We start from the raw sequence: 23,372 nt of genomic DNA on the forward strand, positions 1-23,372 counted from the left end.
ACACCGCCGCGCAGCGGTGGTACGCACGACACGGCCCGCAGCCGCCCGCTCACATGATCCGTCGGACACGGCCAAGGGCGCGCCCGGCAGCGCTTCCGGCACCGGGCCGGGGAACGGCGAAGGCCCCGTCCCGGGCGCCGGAAGCGCTGTCGGGCGGGGCCTTCGGCCGATGCCTGGCGGGTCACGCCGCGCGGGTGACCTCCGCGGCCGAGACCTTGTCCTCGTCCTGGGCCTCGGGGCTGAGCTCGACCGGGCGGCGGCGCAGCAGGCGCGGCAGCTCCAGGAAGCCCTCCGCCTGCATCATCGCGAAGCCGATGCGCGGCAGGTCGCGGCTGTTGGGGAAGACGATGAAGCGCGGCTCCCAGCGCGGCCGGAACTTCTCGTTGAACTTGTACAGCGACTCGATCTGGAACCAGCGCGAGAGGAAGACCAGCACCGTGCGCTGGATGCGGACGACCGGTCCGGCGCCGAGCTTGCCGCCGCGCTCCAGGGCGGAGCGGAAGAAGGCGAAGTTCAGCGACAGGCGCTTGATCTTCAGGTCGGGCGCGGCCTGCAGGAAGGCGACGATGAGCAGCTCGTTCATGCCGGGGTCGGCGCTGCGGTCGCGGCGCATCAGCTCCAGCGACTGACCGTCCGGGCCCCAGGGCACGAAGTGCTGCATGGCCTTGAGGTCGCCGAAGGGACCGGGCGCCTCGCCCTCCTCCGGCGCCTTGTGGGCGGTGGCGATGACGGCGTCGAGGTCCTTGGGGTCGCCGATGCGGCCCAGGGCCATGGAGAAGCCGCGCTCGTCCTCGGTGTCGCGCCATGCCTCGGCGGCCTGCTGGACGGCGGTGAGCTCCTCGGGGCTCAGCTCGCCGACGCGGCGCACCTTGGTCTCGTAGCCGTTGCGCTCGATGCGCTTGACCATCTGGCGGACGTTGCGCATGGACCGCCCGGTGAGGGAGAAGTCGGCCACGTCCACGATGGCCTCGTCGCCCATCTCCAGGGCGTCCAGTCCGGTCTCGCGGGTCCAGACCTCGCCGCCGGTCTCGCTGCAGCCGGCGACCGCCGGGGTCCACGAGTGGCGCTTGGCGAGCACCATGAACTGCTCGATCGCGCCCGGCCACGCCTCGACGTCGCCGATCGGGTCACCGCTGGCGAGCATCACGCCGGAGACCACGCGGTACGAGACCGCGGCCTTGCCGGACGGGGAGAAGACGACGCTCTTGTCGCGGCGCAGCGCGAAGTGGCCGAGCGAGTCGCGGGCACCGTGCTTGGCGAGCAGCTCGCGCAGCCGGTCCTCGTCCTCCTCGGTGAGGACCGCGGCCGGGTACGCCGGGCGGAAGGCCAGGAAGGCGGTGGTGGCGACGGTCAGCAGGCCGAGGGCGCCCAGGGAGTAGCCGACGGTGTAGTCGACGCCGCCGGTGTAGCGGACCGATCCCTCGAAGCCGAAGAGGCCCCACAGGACGTGCTCGATCTGCTCCAGGACCGGCGGGTCGCCGACCATCTGGTCGGGGTGCGATCCGACGATCACCCAGCCGAGGCCGAAGCTGGCCGCGCCCATGAGCACGAAGTTGGCCAGCGCCTTCAGGCGGCTGCGCGGGTCGGGCAGCGCGAAGAACGCCTTCCGGTGCCGTACGAGGTAGGCGAGGACCAGGACGGAGAAGATCGCGCCGGGGTAGGAGTGGCGGTAGATCAGCTGGGCGGCCGCTCCTATCGGCAGCAGCACGACAGCGGCGAGCCACGCCTGCTGCTTGGCGCGCTTGAGCCCGTGGGCGAGCATCAGCAGCAGGATGCCGACGATGATCGAGCCGGCGGCCGCCAGCTGCGTCACCGAACCGGGCAGCACCTCGGCGAAGCTGTGGACGCGGCTCCAGCGCCACCGGGGGACGACTCCGGCGAGGACGTCCAACAATCCGATGACGGCCGCGACCGTGCCCACGACGGCAGGCACTTTCTCGGGCCGTGGCCCCTTGAGGATGCGCGCAAGGCCCGACAGCCTCTTCGTTCCCTCGGGAACCCCATCGGACTTTTTGCCATCTACCCTGACAGACATCTCTTCCCGTCGTCCTGTCGAGTGGTCCTGCGCCATCTGGCGGCAGCGCCCGGACAATGTGCGCCCTGTAGGACGACGGTTTCGGGGTTGAGGTTCCGCCGGGGGCCGAGCCCGGAAAGAAGTAACCATTCCGCGACCCTGCGCCGGGTCGCTCGGCAGAAAGCACCTCATGGGTCTCACCAGCATGGCGGTTCTGCTGCTTGCCATCGCGGCGGCAGTAGTGCTCTTCGCTCTGACCATTTGGCTCTGGCCCCGTCTGGGCAAGAAGAGCATCGGCTCGATCTTCGGCCGGGTGGGCATGATGCTCGCCACCCAGCTGACGCTCTTCGCCGCGATCGGTCTCTACGCGAACCAGTCCTTCGGCTTCTACGCCTCCTGGGCCGACCTCTTCGGGCAGGTGAAGGAGGAGGGCGTCGTCGTCGACCACAGCGCGAGCGGCAAGCGCGTCCAGGTCGTGGGCGTCCAGCACGTGAAGGTGCCCCGCGCCGATGTGCCCCGCGTCGCGGGCAAGATCGAGAAGATCAACATCGCGGGCCCCGAGTCGAAGATCAACAGCCCGGCGTACATCTACCTGCCGCCGGAGTACTTCCAGCCGCAGTACGCCAACAAGAACTTTCCCGCCTCCGTCGTGCTGACCGGCTTCCCGGGCACCGCCGAGGCCCTCATCAAGGGCCTCGACTACCCCGTACGGGCGCACAAGCTGGCCAAGGAAAAGAAGATGCAGCCCACCATCCTGGTGATGATGCGGCCGACCGTGGCCCCGCCGCGCGACACCGAGTGCATCGATATACCCAACGGCCCCCAGACCGAGACCTTCTTCACCAAGGACCTGCGCAAGTCCATCGCCAGCCAGTACCGGGTCGGCGAGAAGGCCGCCAACTGGGGCGTGATCGGTGACTCCACCGGCGGCTACTGCGCCCTGAAGTTCGCCATGCGCCACCCCGATGCCTACGGCGCCGCGGCCTCCCTGTCCGGTTACTACAAGGCGCCGAACGACGCGACCACCGGTTCCCTCTTCGGCGGCAACAAGCAGCTGGAGAAGGAGAACGACCTGATGTGGCGGCTGAAGCACAAGCCGATGGCGCCCGTCTCCCTGCTGCTGACCAGCAGCAAGCAGGGCGAGCACAACTACAAGGACACCCTGAAGTTCATCGACTCCGTGAAGGCGCCGACCCACGTCTCCTCGATGATCCTGGACAGCGGCGGCCACAACTTCAACACCTGGCGCCGTGAGCTCAACGGCACCCTGAAGTGGATGGGCAGCCGCCTCCAGGCCTAGCGGCTGTTCGGCGGGTCATGGTGAGCAGGCGGCTGCGGGCCGTGTCGTGCGCACCACCGCTGCGCGGTGGTGTCCTCAATCTCCCCCAGCTACCGCTGGGAGGTGCCCCCAGACGGGCTGAAAGTGGCTGGGCTCAGCCGCTATCAGGCCCGTCCGGCGTTTGAGGACGCGCCCGCAGGGCGCTCGCCGCCGCAGGCGGCAGAGACGACCCGCGATCGAAGATCCACCGGACACCCTCTAGCCCTCGGGCCCTCGGGCCCGCTCAGCGGGCCATGATGAGGCTCATCGCCTCAGCGCGGGTCGCGGGGTCACGCAGCTGGCCCCGCACCGCCGACGTCAGCGTCTTGGCACCGGGCTTGCGGATGCCGCGCATGGACATGCACATGTGCTCGCACTCGATGACGACCACCACGCCCCGCGGCTCCAGGATCTCCATCAGCGAGTCCGCGATCTGCGTCGTGAGCCGCTCCTGCACCTGCGGCCGCCGGGCGTAGACGTCCACCAGCCGGGCCAGCTTCGACAGGCCCGTGATCTTCCCCGTCGTCGCCGGGATGTAGCCGACGTGCGCGACCCCGTGGAACGGCACCAGGTGGTGCTCGCACGTGCTGTAGACCTCGATGTCCCGCACGAGCACCATCTCGTCGTGGCCCAGGTCGAACGTCGTGGTCAGCACGGACTCCGGCTCCTGCCACAGCCCCGCGAATATCTCCTTGTACGCCCGTGCCACGCGGGCCGGCGTCTCGCGCAGCCCCTCCCGGTCCGGGTCCTCGCCCACGGCGATGAGCAGCTCACGGACGGCGTTCTCGGCCCGCTTCTCGTCGAATGCGCCGATCGAGCTCTCGGCGTCCAGCGTCACCGGGTCGGTCATGGGGTTGCCTCGTTCTCTCGTACGTGCGTACAGGCCGGCAGCGGCCGGAAATGCGGAATGCCGCGCCCCCAGGCTAAAACCTGGGTGACGCGGCATCCATTCCGGGCCCTGTGATGAGCGCCCGGGTGAGCTTCGCGGCTCAGACCTCCGGGTGGTTCTCGTCCGGGACGACCTCGATGGCGTCCACGGGCTGACCGCCGTTGCTCGGGGCGAGCTCCTTGGGGGAGAGCACCGGCGGGCGGGTGGAGGGCGTACGACGCGAGGAACCGGTCCACGCCGGGCGGGCCGGGCGCCTCACGATGTGCTTGAAGACCTCGGCGATCTCCTCCTTGTTCAGCGTCTCCTTCTCCAGGAGGGCCAGAACCAGGTTGTCGAGAACGTCGCGGTTCTCGACGAGGATCTCCCACGCCTCGTTGTGCGCGGTCTCGATGAGCTTCTTGACCTCTTCGTCGACCAGCGCGGCGACCTCTTCGGAGTAGTCGCGCTGGTGCGCCATCTCACGGCCCAGGAACGGCTCGGCGTTGTCCGAGCCGAACTTGATCGCGCCGAGCCGCTCGGTCATGCCGTACTGCGTGACCATCGCGCGGGCCGTGGCGGTGGCCTTCTCGATGTCGTTGGCCGCACCGGTGGTCGGGTCGTGGAAGACCAGCTCCTCCGCCGCGCGGCCGCCGAGCATGTACGCCAACTGGTCGAGCATCTCGTTGCGCGTGGTGGAGTACTTGTCCTCGTCCGGCAGGACCATGGTGTAGCCGAGCGCCCGGCCGCGGGACAGGATCGTGATCTTGTGCACCGGGTCGGAGTTCGGAGACGCCGCCGCGACCAGGGCGTGACCGCCCTCGTGGTACGCGGTGATCTTCTTTTCCTTTTCGCTCATGATCCGGGTCCGCTTCTGCGGTCCGGCCACGACACGGTCGATCGCCTCGTCCAGCGAGTGGTTGTCGATCAGCTTCTTGTCGCTGCGGGCCGTCAGCAGGGCGGCCTCGTTCAGGACGTTGGAGAGATCGGCACCGGTGAAGCCGGGCGTACGACGGGCGACCGCGCCCAGGTCGACGTCCGGGGCGACCGGCTTGCCCTTCTGGTGAACCTTGAGGATCTCCAGACGGCCCTGCATGTCCGGACGGTCGACGGCGATCTGCCGGTCGAAGCGGCCGGGGCGCAGCAGCGCGGGGTCGAGGATGTCGGGACGGTTGGTGGCGGCGATCAGGATGACGCCGCCCTTGACGTCGAAGCCGTCCATCTCGACCAGGAGCTGGTTGAGGGTCTGCTCGCGCTCGTCGTGCCCGCCGCCGAGGCCCGCGCCGCGGTGCCGGCCGACGGCGTCGATCTCGTCGACGAAGACGATGGCCGGGGCGTTCGCCTTGGCCTGCTCGAAGAGGTCACGGACGCGCGAGGCGCCGACACCCACGAACATCTCGACGAAGTCGGAGCCGGAGATCGAGTAGAACGGCACGCCCGCCTCGCCGGCGACGGCGCGCGCGAGCAGGGTCTTGCCCGTACCGGGCGGACCGTAGAGCAGGACGCCCTTGGGGATCTTGGCGCCGACGGCCTGGAACTTCGCCGGCTCCTGGAGGAACTCCTTGATCTCGTGGAGCTCCTCGACCGCCTCGTCGGACCCGGCCACGTCGGCGAAGGTCGTCTTGGGGGTGTCCTTGGTGATCAGCTTGGCCTTGGACTTCCCGAAGTTCATGACTCGGGAGCCGCCGCCCTGCATCTGGTTCATCAGGAACAGGAAGACCACGACGATGAGCACGAACGGCAGCAACGACAGCAGAACGCCCACGAAGGGGTTCTGCTTGCTCGTCGAGACGTTGTACCCCTCGGGGATCATGTTCTTCTCGGAGTTGGCCTGCAGCGTCTTGGCCAGGTCGACGCCCTGGACGTCGATGTAGTTGGCCTGGACCTTGCTGCTGCCCTTGACCTTCTGGCCGTCCTTGAGCTCGACCTTGATCTTGTTCTCGTCGCCGGTGGTCAGCTCGGCCGATTTCACCTGGTCCTTGGCGATCGCCTGCACGACCTGGCTGGTGTCCACCGACTTGTAGCCGCCGGACGAGCCGACGACCTGCATCAACACGACCACGGCGAGGACGGCCAGCACGATCCACATGACCGGCCCACGGAAGTAGCGCTTCACGTCCATCCATACGGGGCGCGAGCGCCCCGTCCCTCCTGCCACAGTGAGGCACGGCTGCCCCTCGACGGGGTGCCTGTGCGTACGGTGTTCTGCTCGACCTTGCAGTGCTTGAAAAAGAATGCTTGAAAAGACTGACCTTCGGACGGTACCCCAGCATTGTCACCCGGCGCCGCCGCAGACGGTCAACCAACCCGCCTTCCCATGCTCCAACGGCGGAAACCGTCGATCGGTTCCCGCGCGCTGGAGAAAGCCCGTCAGGGGCCGGGGACGCTAGCCGCCGTAGACGTGCGGTGCGAGCGTGCCCACGAAGGGGAGGTTGCGGTACTTCTCCGCGAAGTCCAGGCCGTAGCCGACCACGAACTCGTTCGGGATGTCGAAGCCGACCCACTTCACGTCGATCGCGACCTTGGCCGCCTCCGGCTTGCGCAGGAGCGTCACGACGTTGAGGGAGGCGGGCTCCCGCGAGCCCAGGTTCGACAGCAGCCAGGACAGCGTCAGACCGGAGTCGATGATGTCCTCGACGATCAGGACGTCCTTGCCCTTGATGTCCGTGTCGAGGTCCTTGAGGATGCGGACCACCCCGGAGGACTGGGTGCCCGCGCCGTACGAGGACACGGCCATCCAGTCCATGGTGACGGGGGTGGACAGCGCGCGCGCCAGGTCCGCCATCACCATCACGGCGCCCTTGAGGACACCGACGATGAGCAGGTCCTTGCCCGCGTACTCCGCGTCGATCTTCGCCGCCAGCTCAGCCAGCTTCGCGTCGATCTCTTCCTTGGTGATGAGCACCGACTTGAGGTCGGTGCCCATGTCCTTGTCGTCCACCCGCGCCACTCTCGTTTGTTTAAGGCTCATCCGGCTTGTTCGAGGCGAGCCGAGGCTCATTCGCGCTCGTTCGAATCAGCCCTGCCGGAGGACCAGTCTGCCACCCTGCCTGCGGACCGCGACCCGCCCGGGCAGATTGATGGCTCCCTGACCACGCCATCCGGTGATCAGCCGGTCGACTTCCTCGATGTGCCGGGCGAAGAGCGAACCCGCCGGTGAGCCCGCCGAGATGGCGGCTCGGCGCAGGACCCGGCGGCGGACCGCGGGGGGCAGCGCGTAGAGCTTCGCGGCCTCCAGGGCGCCGCTGTCGTCCCGTACCGACGGCTCCACGGCGGCGGCCCAGCCGTCGAGGGCGTCCGCGTCGTCGCGGGAGAGCTGCGCCGTACGGGCCAGGGCCTCGACCACGCCCTTGCCGAGCGCCTTCTCCAGGACCGGGAGGGCTTCGTGGCGGACCCGGGAGCGGGTGTAGGCGGGGTCCGCGTTGTGCGGGTCGTCCCAGACGGGCAGGGACTGCACCATGCACGCCTTGCGGGCGGTCTGGCGGTCCAGGCCCAGGAAGGGCCTGCGGTAGCGGCCGTCGACGCCGGAGGCCACGGCCATGCCGGACAGCGAGCGGATGCCGGAGCCGCGGGCCAGTCCGAGGAGCACGGTCTCGGCCTGGTCGTCGCGCGTGTGGCCGAGCAGGATCGCCGAGGCGCCGTGCCGCTCCGCGGCGGCGTCCAGGGCGGCGTAGCGGGCGTCGCGGGCGGCGGCCTCGGGGCCGCCGTCCCGGCCGACGGTCACCGTGACGGCCTCGACGGGGTCGAGCCCGAAGGCGGCCATGCGGCTGACGACCTCGGCGGCGCGGAGGTCGGACCCGGGCTGCAGGCCGTGGTCGACGGTGACCCCGCCGGCCCGGATGCCGAGCCTGGGGGCCTCGAAGGCCAGTGCGGAGGCCAGCGCCATCGAGTCGGCGCCGCCGGAACAGGCGACGAGGACGAGCGGCTGCCCGCCCGCCGCCGTGGGGGGTACGGATGCGGGTGAGGTGGGGGTGAGGACGTCGTGAAGTACGCGGCGGACCGCCAGGCGTATCGCGGCGACCGCGGGATGTGGACCCATGTCCGTGTGTCCAATCGTTCCATATGGAGATCGTTCGGAGCTGCGCGAGCTTCGAGGCTTCAGTCACGCTGTGTGCGTCGATGGTGACAGAAGCGAGCCATTACCCGAGCATCGCACGCCCACCCCTGGCTCACGGTCCCTCGGACGGGTGATTACCGAGGCGTTCTACCCGGAGGAGGAGCTTCCGGTTCACCCCTCGGGCTTACGGTGCACCCGCGCGATCCAGTCCGCCGGTTTGGCGATCTCCGCCTTGGTCGGGAGCGTGTTCGGAGACGTCCACACCCGGTTGAACCCGTCCATGCCGACCTCGTCCACGACCGCCCGTACGAAACGCTCACCGTCACGGTACTGCCGCAGCTTGGCGTCCAGACCCAGCAGCTTGCGCAGCGCCGCGTCCAGCCGGCCCGCACCGCTCGCCCGCCGTTGCTGGAACTTCTCCCGGATCTCCACGACCGAGGGCACCACCTGCGGGCCCACCCCGTCCATCACGTAGTCCGCGTGCCCCTCCAGCAGCGACATCACCGCCGTCAGCCGGCCGAGGATCGCCCGCTGCGCCGGCGTCTGCACCAGATCGACGATGCTGCGCGCCCCGCGCTCCTCGCCCTCCTCCGGCGGCTTGCCGCCCGCGAGCGACTGCGCGGCCTCGCGGATCCGCTCCAGCAGCGTCGCCGGGTCGACCTCGGTCTCCGCCAGGAACGCCTGGATCTCCCCCTCGATGTGGTCCCGAAGCCAGGGCACGGCCGTGAACTGCGTCCGGTGCGTCTCCTCGTGCAGGCACACCCACAGCCGGAAGTCGTGCGGGTCCACCTCCAGCTCGCGCTCCACGTGGACGATGTTCGGCGCCACCAGCAGCAGCCGGCCGCCGTTCGCCGATCCCGGCAGGTCCTTGGCCGCCGGTGCGAACGTCTCGTACTGCCCCAGTACCCGGGAGGCCAGGAACGACAGCAGCATCCCCAGCTCCACGCCGGTCACCTTGCCGCCCACCGCGCCCAGCACGGCCGTCCCGCCGCGGCGGCTCTGCATCTTCTCCAGCAGAGGGCTCAGCAGTGCGCGGAACCCCGCGACGTTCGCCTTGATCCAACCGGCCCGGTCGACGACGAGCACGGGCGTTTCGGCATCCTGGCTCTCCGGGCCGCCCCCCGGAGGACTCATCCGGGTGAACGCCCTGACGTGCTCCTCCGACGTCTTCGCGTGCCGCCGCAACTCGGCGACGACCTCCCGTGCCTCCTCCCGACTGACCTCCGGCCCCGGCCGCACGAGGCGGGTCGCGGTCGCCACCGCGAGCTTCCAGTCGACCATCTCGGCACCACCGATGCTCGTCATGGCTTTCACGGTACGTGCTGCGCACGGCTTGCGGTTAGGGGTGGCCCCGGTTCTGGGCACGGTTGCGGTTTCCCGCTGCGCGGGGGCGGTTCTGGGTTCGCACGGTTGCCCCGTGCGGGGCCGCTGCGCGGGGCGGTTCTGGGTTCGCACGGTTGCCCGTGCGGGTGCGTTTCCCGCTGCGCGGGGCCGTTGCCGCTGCGCGGGGCTGTCAATGGTGCGGGGTCGGGCCTCCGCGGGCCCTTGTCAGGGCTGCTTCGCTTTACGCCCTGACAAGGGCCCGCTCCGGCCCGCCCCCTCCCGTGGGGGGTGGAGAAAAAACCAGTTGGTGGTTGCGGTCAGCTGTCACGTTGCCGGTCACCACCAGTCTTTTCCTCCCACCCACCGGCAGGAGGGGACGGGGCTGCGGGGGCCTGTTGTCGGGGCGTAAAGCGAAGCAGCCCCGACAACAGGCCCCCGCAGCCCCGGCACCGACCGCCAACAAGCCCCGCGCAGCGGACACCGCCCCGCGCAGCGGGACCCGCACCCGGCAACGAGGAGAACCGCTCAGCTATGCGTCAAGCTCGCCGCCAGGCGATCAAGCGCGCGGACGGCGCCGTCGCCATCCGGCGCACCCATCGTCATGAAGGCGAAGGTCAAGACGCGGCCCTGCGCGTCCACCACCGTTCCTGCCAGGGCGTTCACGCCCGTCAGCGTGCCGGTTTTCGCTCGTACGTAGCCGCGGCCGGCTGCCTCGTCCGCGTAGCGGCCCCGCAGGGTGCCGCTGAAGCCGGCCACGGGCAGGCCCGTCAGGATCGGGCGCAGTTCCCCGTGACGGGGGTCCGCCGCTCGTACGAGGAGCCTCGCGAGGAGGTCCGCCGAGATCTGGTCCGCCCGGTCCAGGCCGCTGCCGTCCGCGACATGCGCCCCCGTGAGGCCGAGCTTGTCGAGGCGGGCGGTGACGGCCCTGGCCGCGCCCTCGAAGCTTGCCTCCTGGCCGTCGGCCAGGGCGGTCGCCCGGGCCAGGGCCTCGGCGATGTCGTTGTCGCTGTTGGTGAGGGTGCGCTCGACGAGCGCGGACAGCGGCGGGGAGGAGACCGCGGCGATGCGTTCCGCGGAACCGCCCGCCCGGCCGGCCGCCGGGTCGCCGTCGACCGTGACGCCCTGGGCGCACAGCAGCCCGGCGAACTTGCCGGCCGCGTCGGCCGCCGGGTCCGCCGAGCGGTCGGCGGGCCCGTGGTCGGAGTCGCCGAGGCGGCCCTCGTCCACCATCAGGGCGCTGACCGGCGCGATGTTCTCGTTGGGACCGATGGGATGCGAGGCGGGCCCGGCGTAGCGGGAGGTGTCGTACGTGAGCCGGACGCGGTCCTTGCCGCGTGCCTTGAGCGCGCGGACCGTGGCCCCGGCGAGGTCGGACAGGCTCGCCGCACCGGCGGTGCGGCGCGCCGTGAGCGTGGGGTCTCCCCCGCCCACCAGCACGATCCCGTCGCCGTCGGCCACGACCGTCGTATCGATGCGGTGGTCCGCCCCCAGGGCGGACAGCGCGGCTGCGGCGGTGGCCAGCTTGACCGTGGAGGCGGGGGTGTACGGGGTGCCCTCGTCGGAGCCGTAGAGCCGCTGCCCGGTGGTGGCGTCGTAGACGGCCGCCGAGCGCCGGTCCCCGAGCGCGGAGTCGTTCAGCAGGGGTTCCAGGGCCGCGGCGAGACCCTCCCGGGCGGCGCCCCGGCGGCCCGCACCGGTCAGCACGGGGGCCGCCGCGGGGTACCGCGGCTCTACGTGACGCTCGCCACGCGGCGTGGCCCCGGCGGCGGCCCGGTCCCGCTCGGCCTTACGCTGTCCCGAGTCCCAGGGACCGGCGGCCCCCACGGCGCCGGCCGCGGCCACCAGGCCCGCGAGGGTGGATACCGCGACGAACCGTACGGTCCGGCGTTGTACCGGTGGGGCGCTGCGCCACCACCTGATCTGCCACGACCTGGCCTCAGGCACTACGGACCAGCCCCTTTCGCCACCACACGCCTGCGTGAGGGACACTTAATCACCAGACGTATGTGTTGATCATGGAGGAGCCACCCGTGGAGTTCGACGTCACCATCGAGATCCCGAAGGGTTCGCGGAACAAGTACGAGGTCGACCACGAGACGGGTCGCATCCGCCTGGACCGTCGACTCTTCACTTCGACCAGCTACCCGGCCGACTACGGCTTCGTCGAGAACACTCTCGGTGAGGACGGCGACCCGCTGGACGCCCTCGTCATTCTCGACGAGCCGACGTTCCCGGGCTGCCTCATCAAGTGCCGCGCCATCGGCATGTTCCGTATGACGGACGAGGCCGGCGGCGACGACAAGCTGCTGTGCGTTCCGGCGAACGACCCGCGCGTGGAGCACCTGCGCGACATCCACCACGTGTCGGAGTTCGACCGCCTGGAGATCCAGCACTTCTTCGAGGTCTACAAGGACCTGGAGCCGGGCAAGTCCGTCGAGGGTGCCGACTGGGTCGGCCGCGCCGAGGCCGAGGCCGAGATCGAGGCCTCGTACAAGCGCCTTGAGGCCGCCGGCGGCGCCCACCACTGAGTCGGAACGACGACTCGCAGGGCACCACAGCAGTAACCCCCACCGGCCCGGCACCGCACCATGGAAAGCCCCGCGCAGCGGATTCGCCCCGCGCAGCGGGAAACGCGCCCGCGGAGGACCACGCCGGGGCTCCGGCACCGCTGCGGCCGGAACCGCGTAAGGCTTTCTAGAAGCCTCGCGTCCGCTTCGCCGCACGGCGAGACGCCGCAGCCCCCGGCACCCTGATGAACAGCCGCGCCATCTCCGACCCCAGGTTCACCCCGATCGCGATGGCCAGCGCCAGCGCCACCGCCTTGGTGAGGCTGGAGATCCCCGCGCTCATCTCGTTCTTCGCGAAGTTCAGCAGCGCGAAGTACGTCGCGCTACCCGGCAGCAGCGGGCCGATCGCCGCCGTGACGTACGGCAGCGCGGACGCGTACCGGTAGCGGGAGAGCAACTGGCCGAAGAGGCCGACGAGACCGGCGGCGATGGCCGTGGCGGGGACCGGGTCGAGTTCGGCGGTGTCGGCGAGGGCCGCGTAGACGACCCAGGCGACGCCGCCGTTGAGGGTCGCGGCCAGCACGGTGTGGCGTTCCTGCTGGAGCAGGACCGCGAAGGCGAAGGCCAGCAGCATCGCGGCGACGATCTGGATGAGCGGCCGTTCGCGGTGTTCCAGGGCCGCCTCGGGGTTGAGCGTGCCGCCGCCGATGTGCACCCCTCCGTAGAGGACGATCAGCACGCCGCAGACGATGCCGGCGATGAGGTAGCCGACTTCCAGCAGGCGGGCGGCGGCGGTGATGTAGTAGCCCGTGAGTCCGTCCTGCACGCCCGCCACGAGCGCCCGTCCGGGGATCAGGGCGAACAGTCCACCGGTGATCACGGCAGACGCCTGGACGTGCGCCTCGCCGGCGCTTAGTGCCACGCCCATCGCGGCGGGCGGCATCGCGGCGGCGACGAACTGGTAGAACTCCGGCAGCCCGCGCCCGGACGCCAGCCAGGCCAGCCGGTCGCCGAGCATGGCGCCGGCGGCCGCGGCGAGGAAGACGAGGAGCCCGCCGCCGACGAGCATGCTCGCCGCGCCGGCGAGCAGGCCGGAGGCGGCGGTCAGGCCCCAGCCGGGGTAGGGGTGGCGGTTGCGGCGGATCTCGGCGAGGCGCCCGTAGGACTCCTCCAGGGTGAGGCCGCGCGTGGTGATGTCGTGGACGAGCCGGAAGACGGCGGAGAGCCGGTTGTAGTCGGTGCCGCGGCGGCGCACGGTGCGGTTGGCGGTGACCGGGTCGTCGACGAGGGACGGCTGGTAGCTGACGGTCAGCAGGGTGAAGGTGACGGTCGGCTCGCAGCGGCCGAGTCCGTAGGCGTGCGCGACGCCGAACATCGCCGCTTCCACGTCCTCGGCGCCCTCGCCGCCGGCGAGCAGCAGCTCGCCGATGCGCAGGGTCAGGTCGAGTACGCGCGGAACGGGCGGACCCGGCTCGTCGGTCTTCTCGGCGCGCTCGGGGACGGGCCGCTCGCCGACGGGCATGCGCAGCATGGTGCGCATGCGGTCCTGCCAGGGCGCCTCCTTGGTGAGGCTGACCTTGGGTATGCCGTGGGCCGGGGTGAAGGCGGAGAAGGGCGTGCCCTGGGTGGTCGAGGGGCCGACGGCGCCGTCGGGGAGGGCGAAGGCCGAGCCCTCGGGCTCGCTCTCCGGCTCCGGCGCGATGCCCTGGGGGACGGCGAACTCCGAGGTCGGGTGCTCGTCCTCGGGCGGTGCCGGGAGCGGGACGCCGGTTGGCGGGGTGAAGGCGCTGCGCGCCTCGTCGGACTGCGGCTTGCGGTCCTCGACCGCGTCCGCGCCCGAGGTGCTGCCGCCCCGCTTCCGATCCGCCACCACGTGCTCCTCGTACGCCCCGCCTGCTACGGCCACCATGCCTGATGTGTGACCCGTGTGCCCAGCGGGGTCACCAGTGACACTTCGCTCAGGCCGGGAAGGGCGGGACGGGGGCGTCAGCGCTTGGCATGCCGGCCGCGCTGGGCCGGCGGGCGGCCGTCGTGCGGGGCGCCGGGGCCGGCGGGAGCCTTCTTGGCCTTGGAGCGGGCGCGCAGCAGCTCGATGGCGACCGGCACCACGGAGATCAGCACGATCGCGACGAGGATCAGTTCGATGTGCTTGTTGACGAATTCGACCTTGCCGAGCGCCGCGCCCAGCAGGGTCACGCCGGCGCCCCAGAGGCAGCCGCCGATGACGTTGAAGATCAGGAACGAGCGGTAGTTCATGCGGCTCACGCCGGCGATGATCGGCGTGAAGGTCCGGATGATCGGTACGAACCGGGCCAGGACCAGCGATTTCGGCCCGTACTTCTCGAAGAACTCATGCGCCTTCTCCACGTTCTCCTGCTTGAAGAACCGGGAGTCGGGACGCCTGAAGAGGGCGGGCCCCACCTTGCGGCCGAAGAGATAGCCGGCCTGGTCGCCGAGGACCGCCGCGAGCACGACCAGGAGGGCGACGAGCCACAGGGGCTTGTCGATCTGATGGGTGGTGACCAGCAGGCCGGTGGTGAAGAGCAGCGAGTCGCCCGGCAGGAAGAAGCCGATCAGGAGGCCGGACTCCGCGAAGACGATGGCCAGGACGCCGATCAGACCGAATTGATCGATCAGATAGTTCGCGTCCAGCCACTGGGGGCCGAGCGCGAGGGTGGTCATGGGGGTCACGGGTGAGTGGCTCCTGGGTCGTGGGCGCAGGCTCGTGCGAGGCCCGGGCACAGGCGGGGAGGGGAGGGTGTGCGGCCCCAAGTTATCAACGCCACCGCCGGGCCCCCGGTTCCAGTGGGTGCCGGAGGCCCGGCGCGGACCGGCTTCGGCCACGGCTCAACCGGACGCACCCCGCATGCGTCCGGGACATCAACCGACAAAACTGCACACACGGAGGTGGATGCGATGGGCATCGAGGAGTACGGCGGCGGACAGACCCAGTCGGATGTGCTGGTCGTCACGACGAACGACGTGCCGGGTTTCCGGGTCGACCGGGTGATCGGCGAGGTCTTCGGACTGACCGTCCGCTCCCGGCACCTCGGCAGCCAGATCGGCGCGGGCCTGAAGTCCCTCGTGGGCGGGGAGCTCAAGGGCCTGACCAAGACGCTGGTCGAGACCCGCAACCAGGCGATGGAGCGGCTGGTCGAGCAGGCGCGGGCGCGCGGCGCCAACGCGGTGCTGATGTTCCGCTTCGATGTGACGGAGGCGGCGGATGTGGGCACGGAGGTCTGCGCCTACGGCACGGCCGTGGTCATCTCGCCGCGGCAGTGACGCGAGGGTGAGCCGGCGGTGCGGGGCCTTCGGGCCCCGCACCGCTTTTGCGCTCCGCCCTGCTCGAACTCTGAGCTCTCGCCCGTATTACGCCTCGGGCGTCCCCGGCGCGAAGCCGCCCGTCCAGGGCTCGCCCTCCCCCGCCATCACGTACGCCCCGCCCTCAAGGCGCTCAATCAGGCCCCGAGCCCACTGCTCGCCGCTCTCCGCCGTGTGCACCCACATCCCCATGATCTCGCCGATGTGGCCCCAGTCCTCGCCCTCCCCGGGGGTCCAGTGCCGGCGGATCTCGTCGCGCCAGGCGTGCAGCGACTCCACGCGCTGCTTCAGCAGGGCGATCGCCTCGGCGCGCGGCAGGTCGACGATGAAGCCGACGCCCGCGGTGAGGACGTCGACCTTCTGGCCGTAGGAGGAGAGCGACTCCCGCAGCAGCCGGAAGTACTCCGCCTCGCCCTCGGCCGTCAGCTCGTACTCCGTGCGCGGCGGTCCGCCGGCCTCGCTGGGGGCGACGTCGTGGGCGATCAGCAGTTCCTGCTTCGCCATGGTCTTGAGCGCGTGGTAGATCGATCCGGGTTTGGCGTTGGACCACTCGTGCGCGCCCCAGAACTCCAGGTCGTTGCGCACCTGGTAGCCGTGCGCCCGCCCGTGCCGGCGCACCGCCCCCAGGACCAGCAGCCGGATCGCCGACATCGTCTCCTCATTCCACCCGGTCCGTACTCCTGCTCAGACTAGGTGGAAGGCCGTCCGGCCGCCCCGCTCCCCCGGCCCCGCCTCCTCAGGCCTTCGCCGCCTCGTCCACGAGCTCGAAGGCCGTCCTGCCGTCGAGCGACTCGCGGAGGATGTCCGCGTGGCCCGCGTGCCGGCCGATCTCCTCGACCAGGTGCAGCAGCATCCAGCGCATCGACACCCGGGCGCCCGGCGGGAACCAGGGCGCGTCGGGCAGCGGGAAGGTGTCCTCCAGGCTGCCGACGGAGCGGACGAACGTCTCGGTCTCCGCCGCGACCCGCTCCCAGAACTCCAGCGCTCCGGCCACCGTCTCGTCACCGATGAGCCGGAAACTCTCCCCCCACGTCGACTGGTCGCGCTTGACGTCGGGCTCGCGCCCCTGGGCCATCCGCACCCAGATCTGCTCGGCCTCCGCGACGTGCTTCAGGAGGCCGCCGAGGGTCAGCTCGCTGTCGGTGGTCCGCTTCGCCGCCTGCGCGTCGGTCAGCCCGAGCACCGCCCGGCGCAGGCCGCCGCGCTGGGCCTCCACGAACGCGAGCAGCGTGCCGCGCTCGTCGGAGGGGTTCGTCTCGATCACGTGCATCACCATGGGATCCGCCTTTCGTCGTGCCACCGGCCTCGTTCTGTCGGCGGCATGCCTCAACCGTAGGGCGGATATAGGACAGTTACTGTCCTGGATGCCCCCCACACACTCCCGGATCGAGCGCGTCGGAGCCGGGGAGCGAGCGGCTCAGAACGGGAACGCGCTCCGCCCGTGCTGGATCGAGATCCACTTGGTGGTGGTGAAGGCGTCCACCACCGCGTCGCCGTTCAGCCGGCCGACCCCGGAGTGCTTCTCGCCGCCGAACGGCACGATCGCCTCGTCGTGGACGGTGCTGTCGTTGACGTGGATCATGCCGGTGTCGATGCGCTTGGCCAGGCGTACGCCGCGCTCGACGTCGCCGGTGTGGACGGCGCCGCTCAGCCCGTACGGAGTGGCGTTGGCGAGCCGGACCGCCTCCTCCTCGCCGTCGAACGGGATGATCAGGGCGACCGGGCCGAAGATCTCCTGGCCCAGGAGCGGTGAGTCGGCCGGCAGACCGGTCAGCACCGAAGGCTCGACGAGCGTGCCCCGCGTCCCGCCGCGCACCAGCGCCGTCGCGCCGTCCGCGATGCTCTGGTCCACCAGGGCGTTGATGGCCTCGGCCTGGCCCGCATTGATCAGCGGGCCGATGTGGGTCTCCTCGTCCCTCGGGTCGCCGACCTTGAGGGTCCTGACCTTCGCGACGAACTTCTCGGTGAACTCCCGCTCCACCGACCGGTCCACGAGCACCCGGTTGGTGGCCATGCAGACCTGGCCCTGGTGGATGAAGCGGCTGAAGACGGCGGCGTCGACCGCGTAGTCGAGGTCGGCGTCGTCGAGGACGATCATCGCGCTGTTGCCGCCCAGTTCGAGGATCGTGCGCTTGAAGTGCGAGGCGGCGACCGTGGCGACGTGCCGCCCGACCTTGTCGGAGCCGGTGAACGAGATCACCTTCGGCACCGGGTGCTCGATGAGCGCGTCACCGATCTCCGCGATGTCGGTGACGACGACATTGAGCACACCGGCGGGCAGCCCGGCCTCCTCGAAGACCTTCGCGACCAGGCCGCCGCCGCATATGGGCGTGTTCTGGTGCGGCTTGAGGACGACCGCGTTGCCGAGCGCGAGGGCCGGCGCGACGGACTTCAGCGACAGCAGGAACGGGAAGTTGAACGGGCTGATCACGCCGACCACCCCGACCGGCAGCCGGTAGAGGCGGTTCTCCTTGGTGTCGTCGGGCGAGGGCAGGATGCGGCCCTCGGCCCGTAGCGCCAGGTGCAGCGCCTCCCGCAGGAACTCCCTGGCCAGGTGCAGCTCGAATGCCGCCTTCACCCGCGTACCGCCGCACTCGGCGGTGATCGCGGCGGCCAGCTCGCACTCCCGGTCGTCGATGACGCGCAGCGCCCGCTCGAAGACGAGCCGGCGCGTGTACGGATTGGTCGCGCCCCACTCCCGCTGCGCGCGCTCGGCGGCACGATAGGCCAGGTCGATCTCCCGCACGCCGGCCACGGTGATGGAGGCCAGCTTCTCCCCGTCATAGGGATTGAAATCCACGATGTCCCAGGAGCCGGTGCCGGCCCGCCATTCGCCGTCGATGTACTGGAAAGCCAACTCGTCGAAGTAGGACATGTGCCATCCCTGCCTGGAGATACGGGGGCGCCGTGGCACCCTCACCGGTCTGCGAGCTCCTGATGTGACGTCATCGTACTGACGTGTCAAAGGAGTTGAAGCAGTCGCCGCAGCAGATCCCGGCTGGCGTCCGGCGGAAGGCTGTCCTGGTGCAGCCGCTGCATCACCCTTCCGTACTGCGCCACTTCATCGGGCTTGTCCAGATACAGCGCGCTGGTGAGCTGCTCCAGATAAACGACATCGGAAAGGTCGGATTCCGGAAAGCGCAGCATGGTGAACGCCCCGCTCTCGGCCGCGTGCCCGCCGTGCGCGAAGGGCATCACCTGGAGCGTGACATTGGCCTGTTCCGAGATGTCGACGAGGTGCTCGAGCTGTGCGCGCATGACCGCCTGCCCGCCGTACGGGCGGTGCAGCGCGGCCTCGTCGAGGACCGCGTGGAAATGCGGCGCCCGCTCGGAGAAGAGCAGTTTCTGGCGCTCCATGCGCAGCGAGACGCGGCGCTCGACCTCGGCCTCGTCGGCCGTGGGCTGGCCGCGGACGACGACGGCCTGGGCGTAGCCCTCGGTCTGGAGGAGCCCGTGCACGAACTGCACCTCGTAGATCGAGATGTGCGAGGCCGCTCCCTCCAGCCCCACGTAGGTCTGGAACCAGCCGGGCAGCACATCTCCGTAGCTGTGCCACCAGCCGGCGACGTTGGCCTCTCGGGCCAGGCCCAGCAGGGCCTCGCGCTCCAGCTCGTCCGTGACGCCGTAGAGCGTGAGCAGGTCCTCCACGTCACGCGCCTTGAAGCTCACCCGCCCCAGCTCCATACGGCTGATCTTGGACTCGGACGCCCGGATCGAGTAGCCGGCCGCCTCGCGTGTGATGCCTCGTGACTCACGCAGCCTCCTGAGCTGAGAGCCCAGGAGTATGCGGCGCACCACAGAACCGCTCGACTCGCTCGTGGCCATCTCCGCGACTCCTCCTCTTCCGGTCCTGTTCCGGTCGTGCCGCTTCCGCACCCTTCCGGGGCGACCCCCGCTACCCCCGGCGGTGAAGTCTGCCACCTCCGGGTGCCGTTGAGTGTGCATCCGATTACCCAGGTGGGTGCAGTCCGGACACCGTACGCACGAGGGCGTAGGAAGAATTGCTCCCGAACCTGAGCGTGCGCCCCCAAATCCCCCATGTGCACGTGCATCTGCCCTTGCATCCGCTCCCTCCATTGGGAACCATGGGGGACGCACACGTGCGTGTCACGTCCACGATTGCCAGGAGTGCCTCGGATGGGTACCGAAGGATCGACTGTGCTCTCACCGCTGTGGCGAGGGCTGCCACCGATCGCCCCATCGGCCGTCTCCAGCTCGGCCTCCTGTGCGCTTCCTCCCCGTTTCGAGGCGGTCCGCACCGCGCGGAAGTTCACGAGAACGACACTTCAGCAGTGGGACCTCCCGGGCCTCTTCGACGACGTCTCGCTGGTCGTCTCGGAGTTGGTCACCAATTCCCTGCGGTACGCCCTTCCCGCGGAACCCGTCGGCGCCGGCTACGAACCCGCGGTCCGGCTGCATTTGATGCGCTGGGCGTCGCGTCTGGTGTGTGCCGTGCGGGATCCGAGCGAGCAGAGTCCGATAGCGGGCGAGCCCGACGCCTCGGCGGAGTGCGGGCGCGGGCTGATGCTCGTGGAGTCCTTCAGCGACACGTGGGGCTGGCACCCGCTGGCGGGGGCGCTGCACGGCAAGGTCGTGTGGGCGCTGTTCCGGCTGCCCCGCGATCTCGACTGAGGGTTCCCCGGAACGGGCCATCGCCGCACCGGCCGTTCAGTCGGTGACGAGATAGTCGAATTCGCCGTCCTTGATCCCCAGCAGCATGGCCTCGATCTCGGCCGGGGTGTAGACGAGCGCCGGTCCGTCCGGATGACGTGAATTGCGCACGGCGACACCGCCACCGGGCAGCTTGGCGAACTCCACGCACGACCCCTGCGAGTTGGAGTGCCGGCTCTTCCGCCAGACCACACCGTCGAGGTCCGCGGCGGCCATGCCGTTGTACGCATCAGGCACAGGACTCTCCCGGAGCATTGCAGGGGGTACCCCGGCACGAATGATGGGGTGGACAACTACTCCGGATCATAGCCGCGTTCATGTGCTTATGCATGAGCTGATGCACGTGCACTTACCGTGGCGCCGCCACTACTTCACGGCGTCGTACCGGCAACTTCTGCCTCCTTTGCCGCTCCTTGCACTCGCGCTACTGCCGCTTGTCACTCACTCGCCACGCCCGCTACTTGCCATTGCCGGAATACGGCAGGAGGGCCATCTCCCGGGCATTCTTGATCGCCCGGGCCAGCTGTCGCTGCTGCTGGGCGGTGACCCGGGTCACGCGCCGGCCGCGGATCTTCCCGCGGTCCGATATGAACTTCCGCAGCAGGTCGGTGTCCTTGTAGTCGATATAGGTGACGCCCGCGGTTTCCAGCGGGTTGGGGCGCGGCTTGAGGTTCTTGCGGTGATCGGGCCGACGGGGCACGGGGAGAAGTCCTTTCGGGAACTACCGGGTCATGAACCACTGGTTCGGGAACTACGGGGAATGTTCAGGAAACCGGATCGAGGAGTTCGTCGAACGCGGTCGAAAGCAGACGCCAGGCGGCCGGACCCGCCGCGTATTCGTCGTCGGTCAGCAGGCACGACTCCAGCAGCGAGCGCAGCCCGTCGCGGTCGAGCCCCGGCGAGGTGAAGGTCAGATGCTGGAGGCGGTCGCCGTGCTCGGGGTGCCAGTCCAGCGCGGCGGCCACGCGCCGCGTCGCGGGCACCATGTCCCAGGCGGCGTCCGGCAGCGCGGCCAGCCACGGCCCGGCGCTCTCGACGCACAGGGCACCGCCCGCCGCGTCCCAGGCCAGCAGCGTGTCGGGCCGGTCGGCGAGCCAGAACCGGCCCCGGCTGCGGGCGGCGGCACAGGTGATGTCCTCCAGCGCCGCGTACAGCCGGCCCGGGTGGAACGGGCGCCTGCGCTGCCATACGAGCGTGGTGACGCCCTCCGCGTCGGCCTCCTGCGGCAGCAGCGCGCAGGCGGGGTCCTGGCGCGCGGCGGCCGCCTCCACGTCGAAACCCGCGACGGCCGCGGCGGCCAGGTCGACGGAATTGACGGGAATCCTGCGGGCGGTGGGCACGAGCTGGTCGAGCAGTGCGTGGTCGACGGCATCGGCGGGGTCCACCGGGGCGCCGAACGCGGTGGGCCCGTCCTCCGCCGTCTCCTCGCCGGCCGGGGCGGCGGTGTCCTCCACGAGGGCGAGCACCGTCGCGTACTCCAGCTGACGGGCGAACGTGTCCGCGACCGTGCGCCGGTCGGTCGCGGCGGCCGCGAGGCCCGCCTCGGCGAGGTCGTCGCCGCAGCCGAGCGCGGGCAGCACGAGGGCGGGGTCCACGGCCGTGACGACGCCGGTCAGCCGGACGCCCTCGCCGCCGTGGGCGGCCACCACCTCGGCCATGGCCTTCGGTTCGACCGAGTCCCACAGCTCGACGACGGCGAGCCGGCAGTCGCCCCCGGCGGCGAGCCGCTCCAGTTCGGGCATCAGGTCCTCGCGCAGCGCGCAGCACGCGCAGTCGTTGACCAGCGGCGTCTCGCCCTCGTCCAGGGTGCCGGAGCGGTCCCGTACGGTCCGGCGAACCGTTCCGGCGGCGGCCGTCGCGAGGTCGTGGTGGAGCGCGACGGCGCCCGGCACGGTGTGCAGCAGACGGTCGACCGCGGTGCGGCGGGCGTCGGCGTGCAGACCGCCCACCAGCACCACGGGCAGCGGGGCCGCCGGCATCAGCGGGCTCCGCGCTTGCCGTAACGCCGCTCGAAGCGCTCCACGCGGCCGGCGGTGTCCATGACCCGGGCGGTGCCGGTGTAGAAGGGGTGGTTCGCCGAGGAGGTCTCGACGTCGATGACGGGATAGGTGTTGCCGTCCTCCCACGCGACGGTCTTGTCGCTGGTGGCGGTGGAGCGGGTGAGGAAGGCGTAGCCGGCGGCCCGGTCGCGGAAGACGACGGGGCCGTAGGGCGGGTGGATTCCGGGCTTCATGGCGGGGTCAGCGCTCCTCTCGGAAGGTGACGTGGCGGCCGGCGACCGGGTCGTACTTGCGCAGTTCCATGCGGTCGGGGTCGTTACGGCGGTTCTTGCGGGTGACGTAGGTGATTGGGGTCTCCCCTGCTCGAGCGAAGCCGAGAGCTTGGGGAACGGTCCCGGCGGTGGAGCGGAGCTTGATGACGGGGCGTAGCTCGTTGCGGGCCATGGGGCTACTATACAGAAATGGTTTCCATTTTCATTAGGCCCTTCTGGGCCGCCCATCACCAGGAGGTCTGACCGTGTCCGCCCACTGCCAGCTCACCGGACGCAAGCCGGGCTTCGGCAACGCCATCTCCCACTCCCACCGGCGGACCGGCCGCCGCTTCGACCCCAACATCCAGAGCAAGCGCTACTGGCTCCCCGGCGAGGGCCGCCACGTGCGGCTCAAGCTCAGCGCGAAGGGGATCAAGACCGTCGACACGATCGGCATCGAGGCAGCGGTGGCCCGCATCCGGGCCCGGGGGGAGAAGGTCTGATGGCGAAGAAGAGCAAGATCGCGAAGAACGAGCAGCGCCGTCTGACGGTGGCGCGCTACGCGGCGCGGAGGGCCCTGCTGAAGGCGGTCATCCGCGACGCGCGCGCTCCCGAGGACGAGCGCCTGGCCGCCGCGCGTGAGCTGCGGCGGCAGCCGCGCGACGCGTCCGCGACGCGCGTACGGAACCGGGACTCCGTGGACGGGCGGCCGCGGGGGTACCTGCGGACGTTCGGGCTGTCCCGGGTGAACGTGCGGGGGCAGGCGCACGCGGGGTTCCTGCCGGGGGTTCGGAAGTCGACCTGGTAGCCCGGTAGTTCATGTGACGAGGTGGTGTCCGGCGGGTCTTCGGCCGCGGGCCGTCTTTGCCGCCTGCGGCGGCGAGCGCGGGTCTTCGGCCGCGGGCCGTCTTTGCCGCCTGCGGCGGCGAGCGCGGGTCTTCGGCCGCGGGCCGTCTTTGCCGCCTGCGGCGGCGAGCGCGGGTCTTCGGCCGCGGGCCGTCTTTGCCGCCTGCGGCGGCGAGCGCCCTGCGGGCGCGTCCTCAAA

General features: G+C 70.5%; 24 protein-coding genes. 6 read left to right on the forward strand and 18 right to left on the reverse strand.

Translation table 11 applies throughout. From position 1 onward, the window contains the following. Window positions 1–181: 181 nt before the first annotated feature. Complete coding sequence (locus J7E86_RS03815) at window positions 182–2,035, reverse strand: phosphatidylglycerol lysyltransferase domain-containing protein (RefSeq protein ID WP_215079717.1); 1,854 nt, start codon at window positions 2,033–2,035, stop codon at window positions 182–184. 169 nt (window positions 2,036–2,204) lie between these two features. On the opposite strand from J7E86_RS03815, the gene J7E86_RS03820 reads away from it, so the two are divergent. Then, window positions 2,205–3,314, forward strand: coding sequence for an esterase family protein (locus J7E86_RS03820; protein ID WP_215079719.1), 1,110 nt, complete (start codon window positions 2,205–2,207; stop codon window positions 3,312–3,314). A 262-nt stretch (window positions 3,315–3,576) separates the two neighbouring features. Here J7E86_RS03820 and folE read toward each other — a convergent pair whose 3' ends face one another. The 6 genes from folE to dacB form a co-directional block, all read right to left on the reverse strand. Next, the gene (gene folE, locus J7E86_RS03825; protein ID WP_215079721.1) at window positions 3,577–4,182 is read right to left on the reverse strand and encodes a GTP cyclohydrolase I FolE; all 606 of its coding nucleotides are present in this window, start codon (window positions 4,180–4,182) and stop codon (window positions 3,577–3,579) included. 139 nt (window positions 4,183–4,321) lie between these two features. Next, entirely contained in the window at window positions 4,322–6,319 is a 1,998-nt protein-coding gene (gene ftsH, locus J7E86_RS03830; protein ID WP_215079723.1) for an ATP-dependent zinc metalloprotease FtsH, read from the reverse strand. Window positions 6,320–6,583: 264 nt separating this feature from the next. Continuing rightward, window positions 6,584–7,123, reverse strand: a complete 540-nt coding sequence (gene hpt / locus J7E86_RS03835) for a hypoxanthine phosphoribosyltransferase (protein ID WP_116215820.1) — start codon at window positions 7,121–7,123, stop codon at window positions 6,584–6,586. 90 nt (window positions 7,124–7,213) lie between these two features. After that, the gene (gene tilS / locus J7E86_RS03840) at window positions 7,214–8,236 is read right to left on the reverse strand and encodes a tRNA lysidine(34) synthetase TilS (RefSeq protein WP_215079725.1); all 1,023 of its coding nucleotides are present in this window, start codon (window positions 8,234–8,236) and stop codon (window positions 7,214–7,216) included. Between the two features lie 189 nt (window positions 8,237–8,425). Then, window positions 8,426–9,559: a zinc-dependent metalloprotease gene (locus J7E86_RS03845; protein ID WP_215079727.1), complete on the reverse strand. Its 1,134-nt coding sequence runs from the start codon at window positions 9,557–9,559 to the stop codon at window positions 8,426–8,428. Window positions 9,560–10,102: 543 nt separating this feature from the next. Continuing rightward, complete coding sequence (gene dacB, locus J7E86_RS03850; protein WP_308312455.1) at window positions 10,103–11,521, reverse strand: D-alanyl-D-alanine carboxypeptidase/D-alanyl-D-alanine-endopeptidase; 1,419 nt, start codon at window positions 11,519–11,521, stop codon at window positions 10,103–10,105. Window positions 11,522–11,607: 86 nt separating this feature from the next. On the opposite strand from dacB, the gene J7E86_RS03855 reads away from it, so the two are divergent. After that, window positions 11,608–12,105, forward strand: a complete 498-nt coding sequence (locus tag J7E86_RS03855) for an inorganic diphosphatase (RefSeq protein WP_087926944.1) — start codon at window positions 11,608–11,610, stop codon at window positions 12,103–12,105. 166 nt (window positions 12,106–12,271) lie between these two features. Here the strand turns inward: J7E86_RS03855 and J7E86_RS03860 are convergent, their stop codons facing one another. Both J7E86_RS03860 and J7E86_RS03865 read right to left on the reverse strand, forming a co-directional pair. Then, window positions 12,272–13,993 carry a threonine/serine exporter ThrE family protein gene (locus J7E86_RS03860; protein ID WP_215079730.1) on the reverse strand — a complete coding sequence of 574 codons (1,722 nt, stop codon included), beginning with the start codon at window positions 13,991–13,993 and terminating at the stop codon, window positions 12,272–12,274. A gap of 77 nt (window positions 13,994–14,070) precedes the next feature. Continuing rightward, window positions 14,071–14,766, reverse strand: a complete 696-nt coding sequence (locus J7E86_RS03865; RefSeq protein ID WP_215079761.1) for a DedA family protein — start codon at window positions 14,764–14,766, stop codon at window positions 14,071–14,073. A 234-nt stretch (window positions 14,767–15,000) separates the two neighbouring features. Between J7E86_RS03865 and J7E86_RS03870 the strand changes: the two genes are divergently transcribed. Next, the gene (locus tag J7E86_RS03870; RefSeq protein ID WP_215079732.1) at window positions 15,001–15,366 is read left to right on the forward strand and encodes a YbjQ family protein; all 366 of its coding nucleotides are present in this window, start codon (window positions 15,001–15,003) and stop codon (window positions 15,364–15,366) included. An 87-nt stretch (window positions 15,367–15,453) separates the two neighbouring features. Here J7E86_RS03870 and J7E86_RS03875 read toward each other — a convergent pair whose 3' ends face one another. The 4 genes from J7E86_RS03875 to J7E86_RS03890 form a co-directional block, all read right to left on the reverse strand. After that, window positions 15,454–16,056, reverse strand: coding sequence for a PadR family transcriptional regulator (locus J7E86_RS03875; RefSeq protein ID WP_215079734.1), 603 nt, complete (start codon window positions 16,054–16,056; stop codon window positions 15,454–15,456). 85 nt (window positions 16,057–16,141) lie between these two features. After that, entirely contained in the window at window positions 16,142–16,681 is a 540-nt protein-coding gene (locus J7E86_RS03880; RefSeq protein ID WP_215079736.1) for a DinB family protein, read from the reverse strand. A 141-nt stretch (window positions 16,682–16,822) separates the two neighbouring features. After that, window positions 16,823–18,280, reverse strand: a complete 1,458-nt coding sequence (locus tag J7E86_RS03885) for an aldehyde dehydrogenase family protein (RefSeq protein WP_215079738.1) — start codon at window positions 18,278–18,280, stop codon at window positions 16,823–16,825. An 86-nt stretch (window positions 18,281–18,366) separates the two neighbouring features. Beyond that, window positions 18,367–19,230 carry a helix-turn-helix transcriptional regulator gene (locus J7E86_RS03890; protein ID WP_215079739.1) on the reverse strand — a complete coding sequence of 288 codons (864 nt, stop codon included), beginning with the start codon at window positions 19,228–19,230 and terminating at the stop codon, window positions 18,367–18,369. Window positions 19,231–19,542: 312 nt separating this feature from the next. On the opposite strand from J7E86_RS03890, the gene J7E86_RS03895 reads away from it, so the two are divergent. Continuing rightward, window positions 19,543–20,037 carry an ATP-binding protein gene (locus J7E86_RS03895; RefSeq protein ID WP_215079741.1) on the forward strand — a complete coding sequence of 165 codons (495 nt, stop codon included), beginning with the start codon at window positions 19,543–19,545 and terminating at the stop codon, window positions 20,035–20,037. A 36-nt stretch (window positions 20,038–20,073) separates the two neighbouring features. Here the strand turns inward: J7E86_RS03895 and J7E86_RS03900 are convergent, their stop codons facing one another. From J7E86_RS03900 to rpmG, 5 genes are all read right to left on the reverse strand, one after another. Beyond that, the gene (locus J7E86_RS03900; protein WP_215079743.1) at window positions 20,074–20,331 is read right to left on the reverse strand and encodes a DUF397 domain-containing protein; all 258 of its coding nucleotides are present in this window, start codon (window positions 20,329–20,331) and stop codon (window positions 20,074–20,076) included. Window positions 20,332–20,533: 202 nt separating this feature from the next. Then, window positions 20,534–20,776: a 30S ribosomal protein S18 gene (rpsR, locus tag J7E86_RS03905; protein ID WP_215079745.1), complete on the reverse strand. Its 243-nt coding sequence runs from the start codon at window positions 20,774–20,776 to the stop codon at window positions 20,534–20,536. Between the two features lie 64 nt (window positions 20,777–20,840). Further along, entirely contained in the window at window positions 20,841–22,055 is a 1,215-nt protein-coding gene (locus tag J7E86_RS03910) for a GTP-binding protein (RefSeq protein WP_215079747.1), read from the reverse strand. Beyond that, window positions 22,055–22,309 (reverse strand): type B 50S ribosomal protein L31, encoded by a 255-nt coding sequence (locus J7E86_RS03915; RefSeq protein WP_215079749.1) that lies wholly within the window; start codon window positions 22,307–22,309, stop codon window positions 22,055–22,057. Before J7E86_RS03915 ends, J7E86_RS03910 begins: the two co-directional genes overlap by 1 nt. Window positions 22,310–22,316: 7 nt before the next feature. Continuing rightward, on the reverse strand, window positions 22,317–22,520 hold the full coding sequence (rpmG, locus tag J7E86_RS03920; protein ID WP_215079751.1) for a 50S ribosomal protein L33: 204 nt from the start codon (window positions 22,518–22,520) through the stop codon (window positions 22,317–22,319). A 73-nt stretch (window positions 22,521–22,593) separates the two neighbouring features. On the opposite strand from rpmG, the gene rpmB reads away from it, so the two are divergent. Both rpmB and rpsN read left to right on the forward strand, forming a co-directional pair. Next, the gene (gene rpmB / locus J7E86_RS03925; RefSeq protein ID WP_215079752.1) at window positions 22,594–22,830 is read left to right on the forward strand and encodes a 50S ribosomal protein L28; all 237 of its coding nucleotides are present in this window, start codon (window positions 22,594–22,596) and stop codon (window positions 22,828–22,830) included. After that, the gene (rpsN, locus tag J7E86_RS03930) at window positions 22,830–23,135 is read left to right on the forward strand and encodes a 30S ribosomal protein S14 (protein WP_215079754.1); all 306 of its coding nucleotides are present in this window, start codon (window positions 22,830–22,832) and stop codon (window positions 23,133–23,135) included. Before rpmB ends, rpsN begins: the two co-directional genes overlap by 1 nt. Window positions 23,136–23,372 lie beyond the last annotated feature (237 nt).

The organism is Streptomyces sp. ISL-11, from assembly GCF_018614525.1.
Lineage (GTDB): Bacteria > Actinomycetota > Actinomycetes > Streptomycetales > Streptomycetaceae > Streptomyces.